Annotated in this window: 25 protein-coding genes and 1 tRNA gene; 17 read left to right on the forward strand and 9 right to left on the reverse strand. The window is 61.0% G+C overall.

Annotated elements, in window-relative coordinates:
* Positions 1–70: 70 nt before the first annotated feature.
* A complete protein-coding gene (rpiA, locus tag ACR0K1_RS07345) occupies positions 71–859 on the reverse strand; it encodes a ribose-5-phosphate isomerase RpiA (RefSeq protein ID WP_480849536.1) in 789 nt (262 codons plus the stop codon).
* A gap of 168 nt (positions 860–1,027) precedes the next feature.
* Between rpiA and ACR0K1_RS07350 the strand changes: the two genes are divergently transcribed.
* The 4 genes from ACR0K1_RS07350 to ACR0K1_RS07365 are packed head-to-tail and all read left to right on the forward strand — an operon-like array spanning position 1,028 to position 4,495.
* Entirely contained in the window at positions 1,028–1,729 is a 702-nt protein-coding gene (locus ACR0K1_RS07350; protein WP_480849538.1) for a glutathione S-transferase family protein, read from the forward strand.
* Between the two features lies 1 nt (position 1,730).
* Positions 1,731–3,104: an L-serine ammonia-lyase gene (locus tag ACR0K1_RS07355; RefSeq protein ID WP_480849540.1), complete on the forward strand. Its 1,374-nt coding sequence runs from the start codon at positions 1,731–1,733 to the stop codon at positions 3,102–3,104.
* 21 nt (positions 3,105–3,125) lie between these two features.
* Complete coding sequence (locus ACR0K1_RS07360) at positions 3,126–3,542, forward strand: GFA family protein (protein WP_480849542.1); 417 nt, start codon at positions 3,126–3,128, stop codon at positions 3,540–3,542.
* A 38-nt stretch (positions 3,543–3,580) separates the two neighbouring features.
* Positions 3,581–4,495 carry a DMT family transporter gene (locus ACR0K1_RS07365; protein ID WP_480849544.1) on the forward strand — a complete coding sequence of 305 codons (915 nt, stop codon included), beginning with the start codon at positions 3,581–3,583 and terminating at the stop codon, positions 4,493–4,495.
* Here ACR0K1_RS07365 and ACR0K1_RS07370 read toward each other — a convergent pair.
* Positions 4,440–5,168, reverse strand: a complete 729-nt coding sequence (locus tag ACR0K1_RS07370) for a thiamine diphosphokinase (RefSeq protein ID WP_480849547.1) — start codon at positions 5,166–5,168, stop codon at positions 4,440–4,442. The two genes, ACR0K1_RS07365 and ACR0K1_RS07370, sit on opposite strands and share 56 nt — an antisense overlap.
* A 102-nt stretch (positions 5,169–5,270) precedes the next feature.
* Between ACR0K1_RS07370 and ACR0K1_RS07375 the strand changes: the two genes are divergently transcribed.
* On the forward strand, positions 5,271–6,875 hold the full coding sequence (locus tag ACR0K1_RS07375) for a prolipoprotein diacylglyceryl transferase (protein WP_480849549.1): 1,605 nt from the start codon (positions 5,271–5,273) through the stop codon (positions 6,873–6,875).
* Between the two features lie 80 nt (positions 6,876–6,955).
* Here the strand turns inward: ACR0K1_RS07375 and ACR0K1_RS07380 are convergent, their stop codons facing one another.
* From ACR0K1_RS07380 to nthA, 5 genes are all read right to left on the reverse strand, one after another.
* A complete protein-coding gene (locus ACR0K1_RS07380) occupies positions 6,956–7,192 on the reverse strand; it encodes a DUF2842 domain-containing protein (RefSeq protein ID WP_480849551.1) in 237 nt (78 codons plus the stop codon).
* Positions 7,192–8,487: an adenylosuccinate synthase gene (locus ACR0K1_RS07385; RefSeq protein WP_480849553.1), complete on the reverse strand. Its 1,296-nt coding sequence runs from the start codon at positions 8,485–8,487 to the stop codon at positions 7,192–7,194. The genes ACR0K1_RS07380 and ACR0K1_RS07385 overlap by 1 nt, the downstream gene beginning before the upstream one ends.
* A gap of 315 nt (positions 8,488–8,802) precedes the next feature.
* Entirely contained in the window at positions 8,803–9,138 is a 336-nt protein-coding gene (locus tag ACR0K1_RS07390; RefSeq protein ID WP_480849555.1) for a nitrile hydratase accessory protein, read from the reverse strand.
* Positions 9,135–9,812 (reverse strand): nitrile hydratase subunit beta, encoded by a 678-nt coding sequence (gene nthB / locus ACR0K1_RS07395; protein WP_480849557.1) that lies wholly within the window; start codon positions 9,810–9,812, stop codon positions 9,135–9,137. Before nthB ends, ACR0K1_RS07390 begins: the two co-directional genes overlap by 4 nt.
* A complete protein-coding gene (nthA, locus tag ACR0K1_RS07400) occupies positions 9,809–10,423 on the reverse strand; it encodes a nitrile hydratase subunit alpha (protein ID WP_480849559.1) in 615 nt (204 codons plus the stop codon). The genes nthB and nthA overlap by 4 nt, the downstream gene beginning before the upstream one ends.
* A gap of 150 nt (positions 10,424–10,573) precedes the next feature.
* On the opposite strand from nthA, the gene secG reads away from it, so the two are divergent.
* The 11 genes from secG to ACR0K1_RS07455 all read left to right on the forward strand — a co-directional run bounded on the left by secG (position 10,574) and on the right by ACR0K1_RS07455 (position 19,138).
* Entirely contained in the window at positions 10,574–10,942 is a 369-nt protein-coding gene (secG, locus tag ACR0K1_RS07405) for a preprotein translocase subunit SecG (protein ID WP_480849561.1), read from the forward strand.
* Positions 10,943–11,102: 160 nt separating this feature from the next.
* Complete coding sequence (locus tag ACR0K1_RS07410; protein WP_480849563.1) at positions 11,103–12,746, forward strand: CTP synthase; 1,644 nt, start codon at positions 11,103–11,105, stop codon at positions 12,744–12,746.
* Between the two features lie 102 nt (positions 12,747–12,848).
* Positions 12,849–13,625, forward strand: a complete 777-nt coding sequence (locus ACR0K1_RS07415; RefSeq protein WP_480849565.1) for an isocitrate lyase/PEP mutase family protein — start codon at positions 12,849–12,851, stop codon at positions 13,623–13,625.
* Between the two features lie 66 nt (positions 13,626–13,691).
* Positions 13,692–13,985, forward strand: coding sequence for a DUF1330 domain-containing protein (locus ACR0K1_RS07420; protein ID WP_480849567.1), 294 nt, complete (start codon positions 13,692–13,694; stop codon positions 13,983–13,985).
* 41 nt (positions 13,986–14,026) lie between these two features.
* A complete protein-coding gene (locus tag ACR0K1_RS07425) occupies positions 14,027–14,476 on the forward strand; it encodes a tellurite resistance TerB family protein (RefSeq protein ID WP_480610043.1) in 450 nt (149 codons plus the stop codon).
* 20 nt (positions 14,477–14,496) lie between these two features.
* Positions 14,497–14,934: a tellurite resistance TerB family protein gene (locus ACR0K1_RS07430; RefSeq protein ID WP_480849570.1), complete on the forward strand. Its 438-nt coding sequence runs from the start codon at positions 14,497–14,499 to the stop codon at positions 14,932–14,934.
* Entirely contained in the window at positions 14,931–15,677 is a 747-nt protein-coding gene (locus ACR0K1_RS07435; RefSeq protein ID WP_480849572.1) for a phosphate/phosphite/phosphonate ABC transporter substrate-binding protein, read from the forward strand. The genes ACR0K1_RS07430 and ACR0K1_RS07435 overlap by 4 nt, the downstream gene beginning before the upstream one ends.
* Before the next feature lie 131 nt (positions 15,678–15,808).
* Positions 15,809–16,585, forward strand: a complete 777-nt coding sequence (locus ACR0K1_RS07440; RefSeq protein WP_480610037.1) for an ABC transporter ATP-binding protein — start codon at positions 15,809–15,811, stop codon at positions 16,583–16,585.
* Between the two features lie 31 nt (positions 16,586–16,616).
* Positions 16,617–17,366: a transporter substrate-binding domain-containing protein gene (locus ACR0K1_RS07445; RefSeq protein ID WP_480849574.1), complete on the forward strand. Its 750-nt coding sequence runs from the start codon at positions 16,617–16,619 to the stop codon at positions 17,364–17,366.
* A gap of 81 nt (positions 17,367–17,447) precedes the next feature.
* The gene (locus ACR0K1_RS07450; RefSeq protein ID WP_480610033.1) at positions 17,448–18,335 is read left to right on the forward strand and encodes an ABC transporter permease; all 888 of its coding nucleotides are present in this window, start codon (positions 17,448–17,450) and stop codon (positions 18,333–18,335) included.
* Positions 18,332–19,138, forward strand: coding sequence for an ABC transporter permease (locus ACR0K1_RS07455; protein WP_480610031.1), 807 nt, complete (start codon positions 18,332–18,334; stop codon positions 19,136–19,138). Before ACR0K1_RS07450 ends, ACR0K1_RS07455 begins: the two co-directional genes overlap by 4 nt.
* 70 nt (positions 19,139–19,208) lie before the next feature.
* Here the strand turns inward: ACR0K1_RS07455 and ACR0K1_RS07460 are convergent.
* Positions 19,209–19,285, reverse strand: a tRNA-His gene (locus ACR0K1_RS07460).
* Positions 19,286–19,333: 48 nt separating this feature from the next.
* Positions 19,334–19,816, reverse strand: a complete 483-nt coding sequence (locus ACR0K1_RS07465; RefSeq protein ID WP_480849577.1) for an N-acetyltransferase family protein — start codon at positions 19,814–19,816, stop codon at positions 19,334–19,336.
* A gap of 77 nt (positions 19,817–19,893) precedes the next feature.
* On the opposite strand from ACR0K1_RS07465, the gene ACR0K1_RS07470 reads away from it, so the two are divergent.
* A complete protein-coding gene (locus ACR0K1_RS07470; protein ID WP_480610029.1) occupies positions 19,894–20,082 on the forward strand; it encodes a DUF6324 family protein in 189 nt (62 codons plus the stop codon).
* Positions 20,083–20,084 lie beyond the last annotated feature (2 nt).

Consider the following 20,084-nt stretch of genomic DNA (forward strand, 5'->3'; position numbering starts at 1 on the left):
GATGTGCCAACCCCTGACCCCTGAAAATCCTGCTTTTCCTCGGGTGGTTGGGAACAACGCCAGACGGACCTCAATCCGCCAGATCCGAAAACAGGTTCTCTTTGGTTCCGCTGACAAGCTGGTCCAGTTCGATCGTGCCTTCGTTGATGTCGCGCAGCTCGACCCGGCCGTCGCCGTGCCCGATGACCACCTTGTCGCAAATATCGATGAACAGCCCGTTTTCCACCACGCCCGGAACCTGGTTCAGCACCAGCGCCAGATGCCGCGCATTGCCGATGCGTTGCAGGTGCAGGTCCAGAATGTGGTTCCCCTCATCCGTCACAAAGGGCGCCTCGCCGTTCATGCGCAAGGCGGCTGAAGTGCCAAGGACATCCATCGTATCCAGCGCCTCTTCGATCAGGGTGCGCGTGGTCTGCCAGCCAAACGGGATCACCTCGACCGGCAGGGGAAACGCACCCAGCGTTTCGACCTCTTTGCCCGCGTCGGCGATGACGATCATCTGATCGCTGGCCGTGGCCACGATCTTTTCCTGCAGATGCGCGCCGCCGCCGCCCTTGATCAGGTTCAGCTCGCCATCAAACTCATCTGCGCCGTCAATGGTCATGTCCAGCCAACCGGCCTGATCCAGCGAGACAACCTCGATCCCCACTTCGCGCGCCAGTTGGGCGGTCCGGGTTGAGGTCGGAACGCCCTTGATCCGCAACCCTTCATCCTGCACCCGTTCCCCCAGACGCCGCACCAGCCACGCGGCGGTCGAGCCGGTGCCCAAACCAACCCGCATTCCGTCCTCAACCATTTCGGCAGCGCGGCACGCGGCAACGTATTTTGCCGTATCGATGGGCGAGAGTTCTCCGGTCATGGCAGCATTCCTTGGTATCCCGCCCGCGTTATACGAAAAGCACGGATCGACTGCGAGACCCAAACCGCACAAATGCCCGTCAAAAACATGTCGGCGAAATGCGCGTTTCTTATAGGAAACGTCGCAATCGGTGCTTCCTGATCAGCGGGGGCGATATAGATACATATCATGACCGCGCCCCTTCGCCTTCACTATGCCCCCGACAACGCCTCGCTGGTGATCCGGCTGGTGCTCGAGGACATGGGACTGCCCTACGAAACCGCCCTTGTTGACCGAGCGCGGGATGAGCAGAATGGGGCTGAATACCGGGCGTTGAACCCCAACGGTCTGATCCCGGTTCTGGAAACGCCGCAAGGTCCGATCTTCGAGACCGCCGCGATCCTGTTGTGGCTGGCCGATACCCATGGGCGGCTTGCCCCTGCCCCCGACAGCCCCGAACGCGGACCGTTTCTGAAATGGCTGTTCTTTGCCTCGAACACGCTGCACGCGGACCTGCGCATCCTGTTTTATGCCGAGAAATACATCGATGCATCGCATGCGGACACCCTGCGAGACGGCATTCGCCCCCGGCTGCGCACCCATCTGAAACTGCTGGATGCCGAGGCGAAACGGGCACCAGCGTGGTTACACGCCGATCAGCCCTCGGTCCTGACTTATTACATCGCGTGCATGATGCGGTGGATGGCGCTCTATCCTGCACAGGTGGACCGGTCGTGGTATCAAATGGCCGACACGCCGTATTTGCAGAACATTCTGCAACAGCTTGAAGCCCGGCCTGCGACGCGTGCCGCTATCGCCGCCGAAGGTCTGGGTGTTACACCGTTTACGTCACCAACTTACGCCAACCCTCCAGAAGGCTCAGCTATCTGATATGTTCCTCTCTGTCTTCGATATGTTCAAAGTGGGCATCGGCCCGTCTTCGTCGCACACTATGGGTCCGATGGTCGCCGCCGCTCGGTTTTTGGATATGATGCGCGCCTCGCCCTTTGATTTCGTAGGTGTGCGCGGATCGCTTCACGGCTCGCTGGCCTTCACCGGCGTGGGTCACGCGACCGACCGGGCGACCATTCTGGGCCTCGCCGGTTTCGTTCCGGACACCTACGACAATGACAAGGCCGAGGCCGCGCTGGCCGCAATCGCGGAAACGCACACGGTCACGCCCGATGGTTTACCGACCCTGAAATTCGACCCCAAGGCGGATCTGGTCTTTGACTACGAGCACAACCTGCCCGGCCATGCCAACGGGATGATCCTGATGGCCACCGACGCGCAGGGCGATGTCATCCTGCGGCAGGTTTTCTATTCTATCGGCGGCGGCTTTGTTCTGACCGAAGAGGAACTGGCCGAAGGCAAAGCGACCGAAGAAGGCGACCCCGTTCCCTTCCCCTTCAAATCCGCGGTCGAGATGCTGGAAATGGCAAAGTCCAGCGGCAAGAGCATCGCGGCGATGAAGCGCGACAATGAAATCGCGCGGGGCTGTCCGGTGAGCTTTGCCAAGGGCTCGGCCCGGCTGTGGCAGGTAATGAACGCCTGTATCGAACGCGGCCTGACCACCGACGGCATCCTGCCCGGGGGCCTGAAAGTGCGCCGCCGGGCCAAGGGCATCTACGATGCGCTGATTGCCGAGCGCGGCATGAACCTGACCGCGCCGCACACCATCAACGATTGGATGAGCGTTTACGCCATGGCAGTGAACGAGGAAAACGCCGCTGGCGGTCAGGTCGTCACCGCGCCCACCAACGGCGCGGCGGGGGTGCTGCCTGCGGTGCTGCGCTATTACCTCGACCATGTTCCCGGCGCATCCGAAAGCCATATCGAGGATTTCCTGCTGACCGCCGCCGCCATTGGCGGGCTGGTCAAGTACAACGCCTCGATCTCGGGTGCCGAAGCGGGCTGTCAGGCCGAGGTCGGCAGCGCCTCGGCCATGGCCGCTGCCGGGCTTTGCGCGGTGATGGGCGGCACACCCGAGCAGGTCGAGAACGCAGCCGAGATCGCGTTGGAGCACCATCTGGGCATGACCTGCGATCCCGTAGCCGGCCTTGTGCAGGTGCCCTGTATCGAACGCAACGGGCTGGGCGCGATCAAGGCGGTCTCGGCTGCGTCACTGGCGCTGCGCGGCGACGGGCAGCACTTTGTGCCTCTGGACGCGGTGATCGAAACCATGCGCCAGACCGGTCACGACATGCACGAGAGGTACAAGGAGACCTCGCTGGGCGGTCTGGCCGTGAACATACCGAACTGCTGACGCCACGAAGGAGGAGGTGATATGCGCGGACATTGTTTATGCGGGAAAGTCCGGTTCGAAATAGATCCTCCGGCCCTGTCCTGCGTCACCTGCCATTGCGACAGCTGCCGCCGTCAATGCGCCGCCCCGATGACCACCTATTTCAGCGTGCGCGACGGCCAGTGGCGATGGACCGGCGAGGAACCCAAACGCTTCAACTCCTCCCCCGGTGTCGAGCGCAGTTTCTGCCCCAATTGCGGCACGCCGATTTCGTTCCGCTCGGCCAAGATGTCGGATGTGCTGCACCTGTATGTGGCGCTGCTGGAAAATCCGGAAGCGTTGCAGCCGACCCTGCACGTAGCGCATGAGGAAAAGCTGAACTGGCTGCACCTTGATGACGATCTGCCCGCCTGTATCGGCCCGGATTACACCAAGGTTCAGCCGCTTCCCGAAACCTGACCTTTTCAGCGCGACGCCAAGCCGCTAGCGTCGCGCCCATGACCCATGATCGCCCGGTTTTCGGCATCGTTCTGATGCTTGGCTTTTGCGTGCTCGCACCGCTGGCCGACGCTGTGGCCAAACTGCTGGGCGAGACCACGCCGCTGGGCCTGCTGGTTCTGGTGCGCTTTGCGGTTCAGGCGCTGATCCTGATCCCGCTGGTCACGCTGACCGGACGCCCCTGGCGCATGCGTGGGCGTATCCTGCGGCTGGCCGTGATCCGCACCCTTCTGCACATCATCGGCATCACCGCGATGTTCAGCGCTTTGCAGTTCCTGCCCCTGGCCGATGCGATTGCCATCGCCTTTGTGATGCCCTTCATCATGCTGCTGCTGGGCCGCTATGTGCTGGGCGAAGAGGTCGGCACCCGCCGGTTGCTGGCCTGTATCGTGGGGTTCATCGGCACTCTGCTAGTGATCCAGCCCAGCTTTGCCGAAGTTGGCTGGCCTGCGCTGTTTCCTCTGATCGTTGCGGTGGACTTCGCCCTGTTCATGCTGGTCACGCGCCAGATCGCCAAAGAGACCGATCCTGTTTCCCTGCAGGCCGTCTCGGGCGTCTTTGCAACGGCCTTGCTGCTGCCGATGATGGCGTTTGGCACACAGGCCGGTATCTGGGAGCTTTCGGTGATCCTGCCGCAAGGCAACGCGCATTGGCTGATGCTGACGATCGGCATTCTGGGCACCGTCGCGCATTTGCTGATGACGTGGTCGCTGCGCTACGCGCCATCGGCCACGCTGGCCCCGATGCAATACCTGGAAATCCCGATCGCCACCCTGTTTGGCTGGATCATCTTCCACGACTTGCCGGACGGGCTGGCGGCGCTGGGTATCCTGATCACCATCGCCGCCGGGCTCTACGTCATTCTGCGTGAGAGGGCCAGCGCCCGGTCCGCCCCGACAGAAAAGCGCGCATAACCTCGTCCAGCGCATCCCGGGGCACCATCACCAGCAATCCGGGTCCGTCCGCATACAGTTCAACCGCGCCCAAAGCCCGGTTGGACGTGCCCACCCTCCCGTCAGGTTCCAGAATCAGATCATCTATCGGCCATTCCAACCCCCGGCTGCGCCCGGTCACCTTGGCGAGTGGGAACAGAGAAACCACATCACCGGCTGAAAGATTAATCGCAATCGACGGCGGTGCGTGAAACACAACCTCATGCGCTCCCAGCAGGACGCAGGGATGCGCGCACCGTGTGACCAGCGTATTCAGAACCGCCAATTGGTGGTCCAGACGCTGCCCCAGAAACCCTGCCCCCAACACCAAAGGGGCCTGAACGCTGCGCAGCGCCTTGTCAAAATCCGTGCTGTCCTGCTCATGGATCGGAAACAGCCTGTCTTCGGGGATCTTGTCCCGCACATCCCGATCCAGCGAATCGAAATCGCCGATAACCGCGTCCGGAATCCGCCCCGAATCGACCAAAACAGCCGCGCCACCGTCAGCCGCAACCACCGAACTGACGCGATTCAGCACCAGATTCAGGTCGTCAGACCCGATTTGCCCCCCTCCAAACAGCCCAATTGGGCCGGATGACCGCACAATTGGCTTATTTTTTCTAAGATTGATCATTTTTCCCGGATTTGGACACATTCAGACCACAAAATGATAGGTTCATGCAGAAAGTTCTGAGCCGATGCGTGCGCCCTGTTCCGGGCAAGTTGGCTCTCGTAGTTTGTAGAGGACGTGCGTCTGATGGTACAGAATAACAAGGTATTGACCGTTTCCTATGGAACCTTCTCCTGCACCTTGGAAGGATTCGACGATTCCTTTGAGACGATGAAAGCCATTGCCGAGTATTTCCGCGATCTCGCTGCCGAAGATCGCTACTTCGGCTCCGAGCCGCCTCAGCCAGATGCCGAAATGCTGACCCGTATCGCCCGCCGCGACCAGAACCAGCAGGTCGAAGCACGCCAGAGCGAATCCGGCCTGCTGCTGCGCGCAACCGAAGCCCCTCAGACCCAAGCGACCGAAAATGTGGCACAGCCTGCGGCCCCGACCCCCGAACCGCAGGCGGATATGTCCGCCCCCCTTTACGTAGAAGCTGAGCCTGTCGAAGATACCCCCCCTCCGGCAGCCGACAGCATTGCCGCCAAGCTGCAGCGTATTCGGGCTGTCGTCTCGCACTCGACAGATAGCGCGAGCGGCTATTCCGAGGAAGAGGATACCGGCCTTCTGGGCGACACGCCCGAACCGGTCGACGCGGTTGCATTGGCCTTTGAGGCCGGCGCGCTCAGCGCGCAGGACTTTGAGCCTGAACAGCAGAAAGAACCTGCGCCTCTGCCCGAAGCTGTAGCCCCTGAAGAAGATTTCGCGTCCGTCACTGAACCTGCAGAAGATCTTGCCCCCGTTTCAGCCCCCGAACTGGAGGAAGACGCATCGGAAGAGACCACCCCTGAGGATGCGCTGTTCTCGGATCTGGACGATGCCGCCGAACAGGTCGATGAAGAGGACGAAATCACCAACATCCTGAGCGTGGACGAGGCTGAGGAAACCACCGACCTGCCCGCCGAGGCCGCTCCGGATGAAATCGCCGAAGATACCGGTCCCGCAGCGCTGACTGCCGAGGATGAAAGCAGCCTGCTGAGCGAGATCGACGAGATTGAAACCGAACTGTCCGATCAACTGGCTGAGTCAAAAACCGATGAAGTAGCGTCTGATCTGGACGTATCCCGCCTGATGGACGAGGCCGACGCGCAGATGGACGATCCGTCCACCAGCGGCACGCGCGACACCTATTCACATCTGCGCACTGCCGTCGCCGCGACCGAGGCCGAAGGCAACGCAGACACGGATGCGAAATCGGCGGATCAGGATTATCGCGGCGATCTGGCGTCGGTGGTAAGCCCCCGCCGCCCGGAAATTCAAGTGACCAGCATGCGTCCCGAATCCGACAACGCGGCCCCGTTGAAACTGGTCGCGGAACAGCGCATCGATGATCGGGATGCCCAGACCGGCCCGGTAACACCGCGCCGCGTTACCGCCGAGCATGATGAGGCCGCCTCGGAAGAAAGCGGCTTTGCACAGTTCGCGCAGGATCAGGGCGCGCAGTCGCTGCCTGATCTGCTGGAAGCTGCAGCCGCTTATCTGTCCTTCATCGAGGGTCAGGAAAAATTCTCGCGCCCGCAGCTGATGAACAAGGTTCGCTCGCTGAAGCAGGACGAATTCAATCGCGAAGAAAGCCTGCGCACATTTGGGCAGCTGCTGCGTGACGGCAAAATCGAAAAAGCGGGCGGAGGGCGCTTTGCCGCCTCAAGCCTGATCGGGTTTCGCCCCGATGACGAACGCGCCGTCGGCTAAAAGCTGAGAGAGAGACAAAGAAAGGGCCGGTTTCATCCCCGGCCCTTTTCTCTTGGCACTTAGCCGTCAGCATCCTGTCCTCAGGACTGGTCCGGGTCTTCCTTGCCGACGCCCCGGAACACGAACTTGAACGGAAGTACCCACAGAATGCCAAGGCCGATGTAAACCAGCAGTTCCAGCCAAATTTGCGGGCGGTCCAGCCAATTTATGACTGTGACCACCGCAACGATGTAAAGCGGCAGCCCGACCAGCAAGATCACCAGCGACCAGCGGCGGCGCGCCTTGTAGCTGAGGCCCGGTTTCTGATCGCCGCTCATCAGTCGGCAAACGGGTCAGTCACCAGAATGGTGTCGTCCCGCTCCGGGCTGGTGGACAAAAGGGCGACCGGGCATTCGATCAGTTCTTCGACCCGGCGCACGTATTTGATGGCATTTGCAGGAAGATCCGCCCAGCTGCGCGCGCCTTCGGTGGATTCGCTCCAACCCGGCAGCTCTTCGTAAACCGGCGTGCAACGCGCCTGCTGATCGGCCGCCGTCGGCAGATAGTCCAGGCGCTCCCCATCCAGCTCATAGCCGGTGCAGATTTTCAGCGTCTCGAACCCGTCCAGAACATCCAGCTTGGTCAGTGAAATCCCGTTGACCCCGCTGGTCGCACAGGTCTGGCGCACGAGACAGGCATCGAACCAGCCGCAGCGCCGCTTGCGGCCCGTGGTTGTCCCGAACTCATGCCCACGCTCACCCAGCCGCTGACCATCCGCATCGTCCAGTTCGGTCGGGAACGGCCCTTCGCCAACGCGCGTGGTGTAGGCTTTGACAATGCCCAGCACGAAATCAATCGAGCCCGGCCCAATTCCGACACCGGTAGCCGCCTGCCCCGCGATCACGTTGGACGAGGTCACAAAGGGATAAGTGCCAAAATCAATATCCAGCAGCGCGCCCTGCGCCCCTTCGAACAGAATACGCTTACCCGCCTTGCGCTTTTCGTTCAGCACCTTCCAGACCGGGGCTGCAAAAGGAAGAATTTCCGCAGCGATATCCGTCAACTGCGCGACCAGCGCGTCCCGGTCAACCGGAGCGATCCCCAGCCCTTTGCGCAACGGGTCGTGATGCTGCAAAGCACGGTCCACGCGCGCTTCAAGCGTGGCTTCATCCGCCAAATCCGCCACGCGAACCGAGCGGCGACCAACTTTGTCCTCATAAGCCGGGCCGATGCCGCGCCCGGTGGTGCCGATCTTGGTGCCCTTGCTGGCAGCCTCTTCCCGCGCGCGGTCCAACTCTCCGTGGATCGGCAAAATCAGCGGTGTGTTTTCTGCGATCATCAGCGTCTCGGGCGAGATATCGACACCCTGAGCCCGGATCTTGGCGATCTCTTTTATCAAGTGCCAGGGGTCCAGAACCACGCCATTGCCGATGACGCTCAGCTTACCGCCGCGGACGACACCGGATGGCAATGCGTGCAGCTTGTAAACCTCACCGTCAACCACCAGCGTATGTCCGGCATTATGCCCGCCCTGAAAACGCGCGATCACATCCGCCCGCTCGCTGAGCCAGTCGACGATCTTGCCTTTTCCCTCGTCACCCCATTGGGCGCCGACAACAACCACGTTGGCCATATCCGGTCCTTTTACGCTGAGTATTCAAACCCGGCTCGTATAGCGAGGCTCAGACGGCAGGGAAACCGATATTTCGCCGCAGCGGGAAATCGCGCTACCGCGCGATGCCTCCGGCGGGGATATTTTTAGCCAGATGAAGAAGGGATCCGCTCTCCGACCAATACGCCGGAGAGCTTCACCTGGCGCGGTCATCGGCGTCTCCGCCTGTACCGCCCGTTCTTCATCAAACAAAATGGTTAAGGATCCGTTTCTTCATCTGGCCAAAAATATCCCGGGGGAGTCGCCCGGAACGGGCGGCGGGGGCAGCGCCCCCTGCTACGGTTCGGGTAAGCGCACAGGTTGGCCGTGGGGGGTTGTCAGATAAGCCTGCTCCCAATCCGCTTGCAGGCCATTCACTTCCTCGGTCTTGGCTTCACCTTTCTCGGCCAGCAGACCTTCCAGTGTTTCAAGCCAGGCCCGGAAATAGTCTTCCCCGCCATCCAGCTCTTTTCCCAGACCGTGGCGCTTCAACGTGGCAGAGAAGCGGTCAGCCCAGTCTGCCCACCCGAAACGCCCCGCTTCGTTCAGGGCAACGGTCACTGCGAAAACCTGCGCGTGCCAGGGTTCGGCAAAGGCGGGCTCGGGGGCGTTGTGGGATTGGCAGTTGGTCATAGCGGCTCCAGATAGCTTTGCCACAGATCCAGCACCACCTCGTCCTTTGGGTGCTCCGGATTCGCCCACAATTCTGAGGCCGGAAATGCAACTGCGTAAAGCGGCTCGGGGGCCTCACCCAAACCATGGGCGTTGGAATCGGGTAATACATGTGTCCCATGCAGTCTGAGGATGCGCCCCCTTGCCCCTGATGCGTAAACCGGCAGGCGGGTGTGCCCGCCATCGACAAGCCGGTTGCCCGGCGCGCGGGTTGTACGGACCTGTTGCCCGACCTCGAACTTCGCGGCAATATTTGAGGGCCGGTTTGCCGGTCCTCCTCTGGCCAATGCGCTTGCCACCGCCTCGGCTTTGAGAACGCGATCTGCCAGCGGGTGTGGGGTGCCCGTCTGTGCTCCGCGAAGATCATCACGGGTCAGAACGCCGTTTTCGACCAGCAGGTTGGCGAGGCCCGAAATCCACTTTTCGTAGTAGGAAAACCGGGCGTAATCCTTAGGCGACAGCCGCTCGCGCGCGTGTCGTTTAACATCGATGTTCCACTGCCTCAAAGAATCCGCGGCTACCGTAACCGCCAACGCCCGCGCGTGCCAGTCTTCGGCAAAGACGGGATCATCCTCGGCTTCGGGATTGATCGGACCGTCACCAAATCGTCCGCCAATGTCATGGACCCGAGTCATGATTGTACTCCGGGTAAACCGGTGCCGATCATGCTGTCGCGGGTGACCAGCGCGGCCAGTTCATCCTCGCTCAGGCCCTCTGTACCCTCAGGGCGCATTGGCAGGACGAGGTAGCGCATCTCGGCGGTCGAATCCCAGACGCGGACCGAGGTGGCCTGAGGCAAGGTCACACCGAACTCGGCCAGCACCTTGCGCGGCTCGCGCACGGCACGGGCGCGGTAGGCGTCGGATTTGTACCAGCCCGGCGGAATACCCAGTAGCGGCCACGGGTAGCAACTGCATAAGGTACACACGACCATGTTGTGCTGGTCCGGGGTGTTTTCAACGACCACCATATGTTCGCCCTGCCTGCCATAGTACCCAAGATCGGCAACCACCGGCGTGGCGTCGGCAAGCAGCGCGGCTTTGAAATCAGGATCGCTCCACGCCCTGGCAACCACGCGGGCGCCATTCTGCGGCCCAATCTTGTTCTGATAGGTGTCGATAATCTCATCCAGAGCCGCCGGATCGATCAGCCCTTTGCGGGTCAGAATCGTCTCGAGCGCTTTGACGCGAAGCGCGGGTTCGGGTGGCAACAGGGCGTGCGGGTCGTCGTGATTGTCATGAGGCATGAGCGCAGCCTGCGTCACCGGGTCCCGCCCTGTCCAGTCCCTTTGCCGTGATCTGCCATATCAGCGTTTGTGATGCCAACTCCTCCCTTGCCCCCGGAACCAAACTTGCATAAGTACCACGCGATACACGCCACGCTGTACGGGACACCCATGGAAAACGTCGTTCTCATCATCCATCTTCTTCTGGCTTTGGGCCTGATCGCCGTCGTTTTGATGCAGCGGTCCGAAGGTGGCGGCCTTGGCATGGGCGGCGGCGGTGGCGGGGCCATGACCGGCCGTGCGGCGGCGACCGCTTTGGGCAAGGTCACATGGGTTCTGGCGGCCTGCTTTATCGTCACCTCCGTCACGCTGACGATTCTGGCGGCTCAGAAGTCCTCGGGCAGTTCGGTGATCGACCGTCTGGGCGTTCCGGCCCCGGCCGCGACCGAGGAAAGCGCGCCCGCTTCGGTTCCGTCGGCGGATGATCTTCTGCCACCGGCACAGGGCGACAACGCGCCGCTGATCCCGCAGGCCGACTGATACACAAAACCTAGAAACCTGAAAGAGAACTGCAACAGCATCTTGCGGTTCTCTTGCGCTTTTGGCGCGAATCCTTTATACGTGAAGTCCCGTGATGCAGCGGTTTTTTCAAGCCGCCGGGCAGCTGATTATGACGTCTCACGGGAGCAGCCGAAAAACTATGGCGCGATTTATTTTCATCACTGGTGGTGTGGTTTCGTCCTTGGGCAAGGGACTGGCCTCGGCGGCTTTGGGCGCGCTGTTGCAGGCCCGGGGATACTCGGTGCGTCTGCGCAAGCTGGACCCCTATCTGAACGTCGATCCCGGCACGATGTCGCCGTTCGAACATGGCGAGGTTTTCGTCACCGATGACGGGGCCGAGACCGATCTGGACCTTGGTCACTATGAACGTTTCACCGGTGTCGCTGCGCGCAAGACCGACTCGGTCAGTTCGGGGCGGATTTATTCCAACGTGCTGGAGAAGGAACGCCGCGGTGACTACCTGGGCAAGACCATTCAGGTGATCCCGCACGTCACCAACGAGATCAAGGATTTCATCGCCATTGGTGAGGATGAGGTCGATTTCATGCTGTGTGAGATCGGCGGCACCGTCGGCGATATCGAGGGCCTGCCCTTCTTTGAAGCGATCCGTCAGTTTAGCCAGGACAAGCCGCGCGGTCAGTGCCTGTTCATGCATCTGACGCTGCTGCCCTACATCAAGGCCAGCGGTGAGCTAAAAACCAAGCCGACCCAGCACTCGGTCAAGGAGCTGCGCTCGATCGGTTTGGCCCCCGACATTCTGGTCTGCCGGTCCGAGGGTCCGATCCCTGCGAAGGAACGTGAAAAGCTGGCGCTGTTCTGTAACGTGCGCCCCGACAGCGTGATCGCTGCGCAGGACCTCAGCACCATCTACGATGCCCCGCTGGCGTATCACAAGGAAGGTCTGGATCAGGCGGTTCTGGACGCGTTCCAGATCAGCCCGGCCCCCAAGCCCGATCTGGCCAAATGGGAAGATGTAAGCGACCGCATCCACAACGCCGAAGGCGAAGTGAAGGTGGCCATCGTCGGCAAATACACCCAGTTGGAAGACGCTTATAAGTCGATTGCCGAGGCGTTGACCCATGGCGGCATGGCCAACCGGGTCAAGGTCAAAATCGAATGGGTCGATGCCGAGGTATTCGACACCGAAGACGCCGCCCCTTATCTGGAAGGCTTCCACGCCATCCTCGTTCCCGGCGGGTTTGGCGAGCGCGGCACCGAGGGCAAGATCAAGGCCGCTCAATATGCGCGCGAGCATAAGGTGCCCTATCTGGGCATCTGTCTGGGTATGCAGATGGCCGTGATCGAAGCCGCCCGGAACGCCGCTGGTATTGCCGAGGCCGGGTCCGAGGAGTTTGACCACGAAGCCGGGAAAAAGCGTTTTGAACCGGTGGTTTACCACCTCAAGGAATGGGTTCAGGGCAACCACAAGGTTGAACGCAGGGTCGGTGACGACAAGGGCGGCACCATGCGTTTGGGCGCGTACAACGCGGTTCTGGCCGAGGGGTCAAAGGTCGCTGACGTCTATGGCGGCACCCAGATCGAGGAACGCCACCGTCACCGGTACGAGGTCGATATCAAATATCGCGACAAGCTGGAAAAGGCGGGTCTGAATTTCTCGGGCATGTCGCCGGATGGCCGGTTGCCCGAGATTGTCGAATGGTCGGATCACCCGTGGTTCATCGGGGTTCAGTACCACCCCGAACTGAAATCCAAACCGTTCGAGCCGCACCCCCTGTTCCGCGAGTTCGTGCGCGCAGCGAAAGACACTTCGCGCCTGGTCTGATCACGGACCGATACCGGTATTGTACCAGTCGGCGCGAAACCTCTTTACGCGCCGGCGATTTGCACGGTTAACTGCCGCCATAGCAGCGACAGGAGACCGGCCATGACCAATCAAGCAACCCAGGCGGAACAGTTTGCAGCCCTGCACAAGAAGGGCGATCCGGTTGTCCTGTTCAATATCTGGGACGCCGGCAGTGCTGCCGCAGTGGCCGATGGCGGGGCGCAGGCGATTGCGACCGGCAGCGCGCCCGTCGCGATGGCGCAAGGCTATGCCGATGGTCAGAATATCCCGATGGAAATCGCGCTGGCGAACGCAAAGCGGATCGTGGATGCCGTCGATGTGCCCGTCACGCTGGATTTTGAAGGCGGCTATGCGGAAGATTTGCTGGGCATCGCCAACAACGTCCAGCAGGCGCTGCAAACCGGTGTCGTCGGGTTCAACTTCGAGGACCAGATCGTCGGCACCAAGGACTTTTACGATATCGAAACGCAGGCCGCCCGGGTCGCCGCAATGCGCGAAGGCTGCGATGCGGCGGGTATCCCGGCCTTTATCAACGCCCGCACCGATATCTTCCTGAAAGCCGCGCCCGAGACCCATAATGAAACCATGCTGGATGACGCAATCGCCCGCGCCAAGGCCTATGCCGATGCCGGGGCCAGCGGATTTTTCGCGCCGGGCCTGAGGGATGAGGCGATGATCGGAAGCCTCTGCGCGGAAACGGACCTGCCGGTGAACATCATCGCCCTGCCCGGCACCCCCGAAACCCCGCGTCTGGCAGAGCTTGGCGTGGCCCGTGTCAGCTATGGTCCGGTTCCCTACAGGCAGATGGTGCAATGGCTGAGCGAACAGGCCATGGCCGCCATCGGTTGGGCAGGCTGATCGCGGGATTGCAATTCGCGCGAAATCTGATCAACCTGCCCGTGTGACCGAGCAGGAGAACACCCCGTGACCAAAGGATACTGGGTTGCCCATGTCGATATCGACGATATGGACGCGTATAAGAACTACATCGCTGCCAACGCCGAACCTTTTGCCGCATACGGCGCAAAGTTCCTGTTGCGCGGCGGTACGCACCAGATCAAGGAAGGCGCATCCAGATCGCGGACGGTGGTGATCGAGTTTCCCAGCTACGAAGACGCCCTCGCCTGTTACGAAAGCGAAGGTTATCAAAAGGCCAAGGATATCCGCACGCCCGTCTCGATGGGCGATCTTGTGATCATCCAGGGCTATGACGGGTAGCCTTGCTTGGCGCTGTTGAAAATAAGGACTAACCTAGGCTCATGCTGAAAAAATTCCTTCAGGCGTTTCGCCCGCCGCAACATGATCACCTGCCCGACCCGGACGCCGAACTGGCACTGGGTGCTTTGATGGTGCGCGTGGCGCAGGCGGATCGGGATTACAAGCTGGAAGAGATCAGCCTGATCGACCGAATCCTCGCGCGTTTGTACCAGCACAACGCGATCGAGGCCGCCAAGGTGCGGGCCACCTGTGAAAAGCTGCACGCCGCCGCCCCCGAAACCGATACGTTCGGCAAGCTGATCCGCGAGACCACCGATCTTAAGGAACGTCTGGCCGCGCTGGATGCCTTGTGGGAGGTCGTGCTGGCCGACGGCCACTCGAACGAAGGCGAAATCAAGATCGTCGAGGAAGCCCGCGCCGCGATGGGGCTGAGTTACAACGACAGTCAGGCGGCACGCGAACGGGTGCAAAGCCGCTTGGAAGCCAGCTAAGCCGGGTCTATATCTCAGTCATGTTCAGCGATTTCCTGTCCCGGCTCACGCAGCCTCAGCCCGACCCGCTTGCCGATGACGATGCCCGACTGGCCCTGACGGCCCTTCTGGTGCGCATTGCCCGCTCTGACAACGACTACGCCGATACCGAGATGGCGCGAATCGACAAAATCTCAGCCGAACGCTACGGCCTGTCTCCTTTCGAGGCTGCAGGACTGCGCGCCAAGGCCGAGGATCTTGAAGCCGAGGCGCCCGATACCGTCCGCTTCACCCGCGCCATCAAGGAAGCCGTGGCCTATGACGACCGGCTGGCCGTCGTACAGGCGATGTGGTCGGTGGCTTTGGCTGACGGGCAGCGGACCGGAGAAGAGGATTCGCTGCTGCGGCTGGTGGTCAGCCTGCTGGGCGTCAGCGACGTGGATTCGGCTCTGGCCCGGCAAAAGGCTGCAAAATCGTGATCGCGATGCTGGGCATGTACGACATGCCCGCCATACAGCCCGCAAATGACCGGTTCTGGACATCGATTCGCACGCATCTGGGCTTTGGCCCGCCGAACCTGACGCGCGACGGAAACGTCTGGGATATCTGGCAGAGCCCTGATCTTGTTTTCGCGCAAACCTGCGGCATGCCCTTCCGAACCCATCTGCACGGCAAGGTGCAACTGGTTGGCACGCCGGATTACGGGCTAGAGCGATGCCCGCCGGGGTATTATTGCTCGGTCTTCGTGGCCCGGCGCGCGGATGAACGGGACCTGCCCGATCTTGCCCAAGGCGTTTTTGCGTATAACGAAGCGCTGTCGCAATCCGGGTGGGCCGCGCCGGTCACGCATCTGTCGAAGCTGGGGCTGACACCAAAGACCGCCCTGGAAACCGGCGGGCATGCATTGTCTGCACAGGCAGTGGCCGAAAAGCGCGCCGATTTTGCCTCGCTGGATGCGCTGACTTGGAAGATGCTGAAAGAGTTGACCGATCTGGGCCACGAACTGCGCGAGGTCGCCAGCACCGAGCCGACGCCGACGCTGCCCTACATCACCGCCCCCGGTCAGGACGCGGCTCGGGTTGCCAAGGCGGTCCGCGCAGCCATTGGCGACCTGTCCGATACGGATCACACGGCGCTGCACATCCGGGGGCTGATCGACATACCAGCCGACCGATATCTGGCCGTTCCGACCCCACTGCCGCCACAAGCGCCCGACCCGTAGCACTGACCATTTTGACGACGACGTCTGGTCAATTTGAGCCTTTCATCGCCCGATTCTACCTTTTGCGCATTGCATTGCGCTGAATTTTCAGCCCTAGTACCGCACCAACAGCACCAACAACCGGACCGCCCGTGACAGACACCGCTCCCGTTATCGAGATTAAGAACCTTCACAAAAGCTTCGGACGTCTCGAAGTGCTGAAAGGGGTGGATATCACCGCCCATCGGGGCGACGTCGTGTCACTGATCGGCTCATCCGGCTCGGGGAAATCGACGCTGCTGCGCTGCTGCAACCTTCTGGAAGACAGTCAGGAGGGCGAGATTCTGTTCAAAGGCGAACCGGTGCATTGGACCGGTGCGGGCCATCATCGCCGCCCCGCCGACGCCAAACAGGTTCTGCGCATCCGCACCAACCTGTCGATGGTGTTTCAGCAGTTCAACCTGTGGGCCCACATGACCATCCTGCAAAACGTGATGGAGGCCCCCGTCACCGTGCTTGGCCGCGACAGGGCCGAAGTTGAAGACAGCGCCCGTAAGTATCTGGAAAAAGTGGGAATTGGCGACAAGTGCGACGTTTACCCAGCGCAATTGTCCGGCGGTCAGCAACAGCGCGCGGCGATTGCCCGCGGTCTGTGCATGGAACCCGAAGCGCTGTTGTTCGACGAGCCGACCTCGGCCCTGGACCCGGAACTGGAACAGGAAGTGATCAGGGTGATCAAGGATCTGGCCGCCGAAGGCCGCACCATGATCATCGTGACCCATGACATGAAAATGGCGGCCGATATCTCAAGCCATGTCGTGTTCCTGCATCAGGGCCTGATCGAAGAAGAAGGCACACCCGAAGACATCTTCACGTCCCCTGAATCCCAGCGACTTAGGGGCTTTCTATCCGCCACAAAGGCGGCATAACTTCAGGACAGAACCAATAAGGGGAGTACACATGAAAAACCTGATTCTGACCACCACAGCACTGGCACTAACCGCCGGTATGGCCATGGCCGACACCGTGCGCATGGGCACCGAGGGCGCCTACCCTCCGTACAACTTCATCAACGATGCCGGTGAAATCGACGGTTTCGAGCGTGAACTGGGCGATGAGCTGTGCAAGCGCGCCAGCCTGGACTGCGAGTGGGTCAAGAACGACTGGGATTCGATCATTCCGAACCTGGTTTCGGGCAACTACGACACCATCATCGCGGGCATGTCCATCACCGATGAGCGCGACGAGGTTATCGACTTTACCCAGAACTATTTCCCGCCGGCCGCATCGGCCTATGTCGCGGCCTCGGACGGCGTTGATGTGACAAGCGGGATCGTTGCAGCCCAGACCGCAACCATTCAGGCCGGTCACGTGGCTGAAAGCGGTGCGACTCTGGTAGAATTCGCGACGCCGGAAGAAACCATCGCCGCCGTGCGCAACGGCGAAGCGGATGCGGTTCTTGCCGACAAGGACTTCCTTGTTCCGATCGTCGAGGAATCGGGCGGCGAACTGGTCTTTGTCGGTGATGACGTCCCGCTGGGCGGTGGCATCGGCATGGGCATTCGCGAAAGCGACAGTGAACTGCGCGGCAAGTTCGACGAGGCGATCACCTCGATGAAGGCCGACGGCAGCCTGAACGAGATACTGGTCAAATGGTTCGGCGAAGGCATCGGCACCTTCAACGCCGACGGCACAGTCGTTACCAACTAATCCGCACTAACGGGGTCGGCGCAGCCAACGCGCCGGCCCCACCCCGGCTTTTGGCCGGGACCGACGTTCGAAAGACGCCCCATGTTTTCCTATTGCGCTGACCCTGACACGCTTGGAACGTTCCGATGGTTTTCCTGCTATCTGACCAACGGCGTCCACTGGTCGTTCTACCTGTCCTTTCTCAAAGTCCTCGGGCTGCTGGCCATCACCGCCCCCGTCGCGCTGAGTTTCGGGTTTGCAGGCGCAATGGCCGCCCGGTCGCATTTCCCGCCTCTGAGCTGGCTGGGCAAGGGATACATCGCCATCGTGCGCGGCGTGCCGGACATCGCTTTCTTCCTGTTTTTCGTGATCGCGCTGGATCAGGCCTTTGAATGGACACGCCATCAGGTCATGTGCCCGGAATGGACGGATCCGGTCCGACAGGGGAATGACTTTATCGTCTGTCAGGCCGCCAAGCTGCCGCTGGGCAGCGCACCCGAATGGGTGCATGAGACCTACGGGTTCTTCCTTGCGATCGTCACTTTCTCGATTGTTTTCGGGGCCTTCGCGGCCAACGTTCTGTTCGGAGGCATGCGCGCCGTCCCCCATGCGCAGCTGGAAACGGCCGAGGCCTACGGCATGACCCGCCGGCAGACTTTCTGGCGCGTTCTGGTGCCGCAGATGTGGGTCTATGCCCTGCCCGGCCTCAGCAACCTGTGGATGGTCCTGATCAAGGCCACGCCGCTGCTGTTCCTGCTGGGGATCGAGGATATCGTCTATTGGGCCCGCGAACTGGGCGGCACCAAGACGTCCCGCTTTACCGACTACCCGCATGGCGACTGGCGCATGTGGTACTTCCTGTTCCTGCTGGTCTTCTACCTTGGCATGACCCGTGTTTCGGAAATCGGTCTCGAACGCCTGATGCGCAAACTGTCCCACGGACAGGCCACATCCGGCGGTGAGCTGCTGCGCAAGGAGACCACGGCATGAGTTGCCTCCAGACCATTCAGGACTATGGCCTGCGCTCCATCGGGATCGGTGAGCGTCTGCTGCCCAAAACCGACTTCACCCTGTGCGAGCATTTCACGCTGATCGGCTCGGGCATGATCTGGAACATCTATTTCGGTCTCATGGCAATGATGACCGGCTTCTTCCTGGCGACCGCGCTGGCCGTTGGCAAGGCGTCCCCGAACAAATGGCTGCGCAAACCAGCCGAGTGGTTCATCTTTCTGTTCCGGGGCTCGCCGCTGTTTATCCAGTTCTTCTTTGCCTATTTCTTCTTCCTTTCGCTGAAGAAGCCCTACCCGATGTTCGACGCCCTGACCTCGGCCTGGCTGGGGGCGCTGATCGTCCTGTTCCTGAACACGGCTGCCTATTCGGGTGAGATCTTCTATGGCGCGCTGCGCTCGATCCCCAAGGGCGATATCGAGGCCGCCGACGCCTATGGCATGTCCGGTTGGTCCCGCTTCCGGCGCATCATCTGGCCCACCATGCTGCGGCTGGCCTGGCCCGCCTACACGAACGAGGCGATCTTTGTGTTCCAGTCCACCACGCTTGTTTTTTTCTCGGCCTTCCCGGCCTGGCAGCAACGGGGCGACGCGCTGTATTATGCCAGCTATTTCGCCGACAAGACGTTCAACCCGTTTGTCCCCTACCCGATTCTGGCGTTTTATTTCATCATGCTGACGCTGGTGATCGTCTGGACCTTTGGCGTGATCAACAAGCGGCTGAACCGGCATTTGCCGGTCGCAAAACAGGCCAAGATGAAGTTCCGACTGAACCTGGCGCGCTGAGTTTCAGCGCGTCCGGCGCGCAATCAAAGCACAAGATTCTGCGTTCTACCGAAGATCGATTTGGGAGAGATGGTACCGCCTCCCTGGCTTGAACAGGGGACCTCTGGATCCACAATCCAGCGCTCTAACCAACTGAGCTAAGGCGGCACTCGGTAGGGGGCGATGTACCGAACGCGCCCACGGAATGCAAGGGGATTAAAGCCGAATTTTCCAGCTTTGTTCGACAAGATCGACCCCAAAGGAATGCACCGGTTTGCTGTCCAGCAACTGCCAGCCATTTGCCCGATATAACGCACAGGCCGCCTTGTGGCTTTCATGCGTCCAGAGTGAAATGTCCCGGTATCCGGCAGTGCGGGCAAACGCGGTCAGCGTGTCCAGCATCCGTTTGCCCAGCCCCAATGCGCGCGCCTCGGGCACCAGCAGAAACAGCCGCAGCTTTGCGGTCTGTTCATCCAAGGCGACGCAAAAGATGCTGCCCAGCCGTTGCCCTGCCCGCTCGGCTATCCAGCCCCGTTCGCGCGAGGGGTCGTGACCCGCGATGAAATCGTCCAGAACACGCGCCACAAGCGGGGCAAAACTGTCGTCAAACCCCTCGTCCCGCGCGTAGAGCGTACCGTGCTGTTCGACCAGCCAGGGGGCGTCGTCAGGGTGAAAAGGTCTCAGAACAACGTCTTCCATGGCTTATCTGTCCACAATGGCGGCTTGATTCTCAACCGTCCCCGCGCTAGCACAAACGCTCAGTCCCGGAGGCGCATATGGGCATTAACACCGAACGCGATATTCAAGCGAACCTGCAGATCGGTCCGACCGATCAGGGCATGGTGCGGCTGTTCATCGAGGCCGACGGCGTCGAAGTTCCGATGGATTTCGACCCTGAGGAAGCCGAGGAAATCGCAGACGAGATTCGCGCCGCAGCCCACGCGGCTCGGGCTGTCAAAGGCTAACC

Source organism: Ruegeria sp. F5 (assembly GCF_056533845.1).

Bases quoted from the DNA above. Each gene is read 5' to 3' on its own strand.
- ACR0K1_RS07455 (WP_480610031.1), top strand. From the start codon at position 18,332: ATGAGTTGCCTCCAGACCATTCAGGACTATGGCCTGCGCTCCATCGGG.
- nthA (WP_480849559.1), bottom strand. From the start codon at position 10,423: ATGCCTCATGACAATCACGACGACCCGCACGCCCTGTTGCCACCCGAA.
- ACR0K1_RS07390 (WP_480849555.1), bottom strand. From the start codon at position 9,138: ATGACCAACTGCCAATCCCACAACGCCCCCGAGCCCGCCTTTGCCGAA.
- ACR0K1_RS07465 (WP_480849577.1), bottom strand. From the start codon at position 19,816: ATGGAAGACGTTGTTCTGAGACCTTTTCACCCTGACGACGCCCCCTGG.
- ACR0K1_RS07450 (WP_480610033.1), top strand. From the start codon at position 17,448: ATGTTTTCCTATTGCGCTGACCCTGACACGCTTGGAACGTTCCGATGG.
- ACR0K1_RS07365 (WP_480849544.1), top strand. From the start codon at position 3,581: ATGACCCATGATCGCCCGGTTTTCGGCATCGTTCTGATGCTTGGCTTT.
- ACR0K1_RS07425 (WP_480610043.1), top strand. From the start codon at position 14,027: ATGCTGAAAAAATTCCTTCAGGCGTTTCGCCCGCCGCAACATGATCAC.
- ACR0K1_RS07370 (WP_480849547.1), bottom strand. From the start codon at position 5,168: ATGTGTCCAAATCCGGGAAAAATGATCAATCTTAGAAAAAATAAGCCA.
- ACR0K1_RS07380 (WP_480849551.1), bottom strand. From the start codon at position 7,192: ATGAGCGGCGATCAGAAACCGGGCCTCAGCTACAAGGCGCGCCGCCGC.
- ACR0K1_RS07350 (WP_480849538.1), top strand. From the start codon at position 1,028: ATGACCGCGCCCCTTCGCCTTCACTATGCCCCCGACAACGCCTCGCTG.
- nthB (WP_480849557.1), bottom strand. From the start codon at position 9,812: ATGACTCGGGTCCATGACATTGGCGGACGATTTGGTGACGGTCCGATC.
- ACR0K1_RS07445 (WP_480849574.1), top strand. From the start codon at position 16,617: ATGAAAAACCTGATTCTGACCACCACAGCACTGGCACTAACCGCCGGT.
- ACR0K1_RS07385 (WP_480849553.1), bottom strand. From the start codon at position 8,487: ATGGCCAACGTGGTTGTTGTCGGCGCCCAATGGGGTGACGAGGGAAAA.
- ACR0K1_RS07470 (WP_480610029.1), top strand. From the start codon at position 19,894: ATGGGCATTAACACCGAACGCGATATTCAAGCGAACCTGCAGATCGGT.
- ACR0K1_RS07430 (WP_480849570.1), top strand. From the start codon at position 14,497: ATGTTCAGCGATTTCCTGTCCCGGCTCACGCAGCCTCAGCCCGACCCG.
- ACR0K1_RS07360 (WP_480849542.1), top strand. From the start codon at position 3,126: ATGCGCGGACATTGTTTATGCGGGAAAGTCCGGTTCGAAATAGATCCT.
- ACR0K1_RS07375 (WP_480849549.1), top strand. From the start codon at position 5,271: ATGGTACAGAATAACAAGGTATTGACCGTTTCCTATGGAACCTTCTCC.
- rpiA (WP_480849536.1), bottom strand. From the start codon at position 859: ATGACCGGAGAACTCTCGCCCATCGATACGGCAAAATACGTTGCCGCG.
- ACR0K1_RS07415 (WP_480849565.1), top strand. From the start codon at position 12,849: ATGACCAATCAAGCAACCCAGGCGGAACAGTTTGCAGCCCTGCACAAG.
- secG (WP_480849561.1), top strand. From the start codon at position 10,574: ATGGAAAACGTCGTTCTCATCATCCATCTTCTTCTGGCTTTGGGCCTG.
- ACR0K1_RS07410 (WP_480849563.1), top strand. From the start codon at position 11,103: ATGGCGCGATTTATTTTCATCACTGGTGGTGTGGTTTCGTCCTTGGGC.
- ACR0K1_RS07355 (WP_480849540.1), top strand. From the start codon at position 1,731: ATGTTCCTCTCTGTCTTCGATATGTTCAAAGTGGGCATCGGCCCGTCT.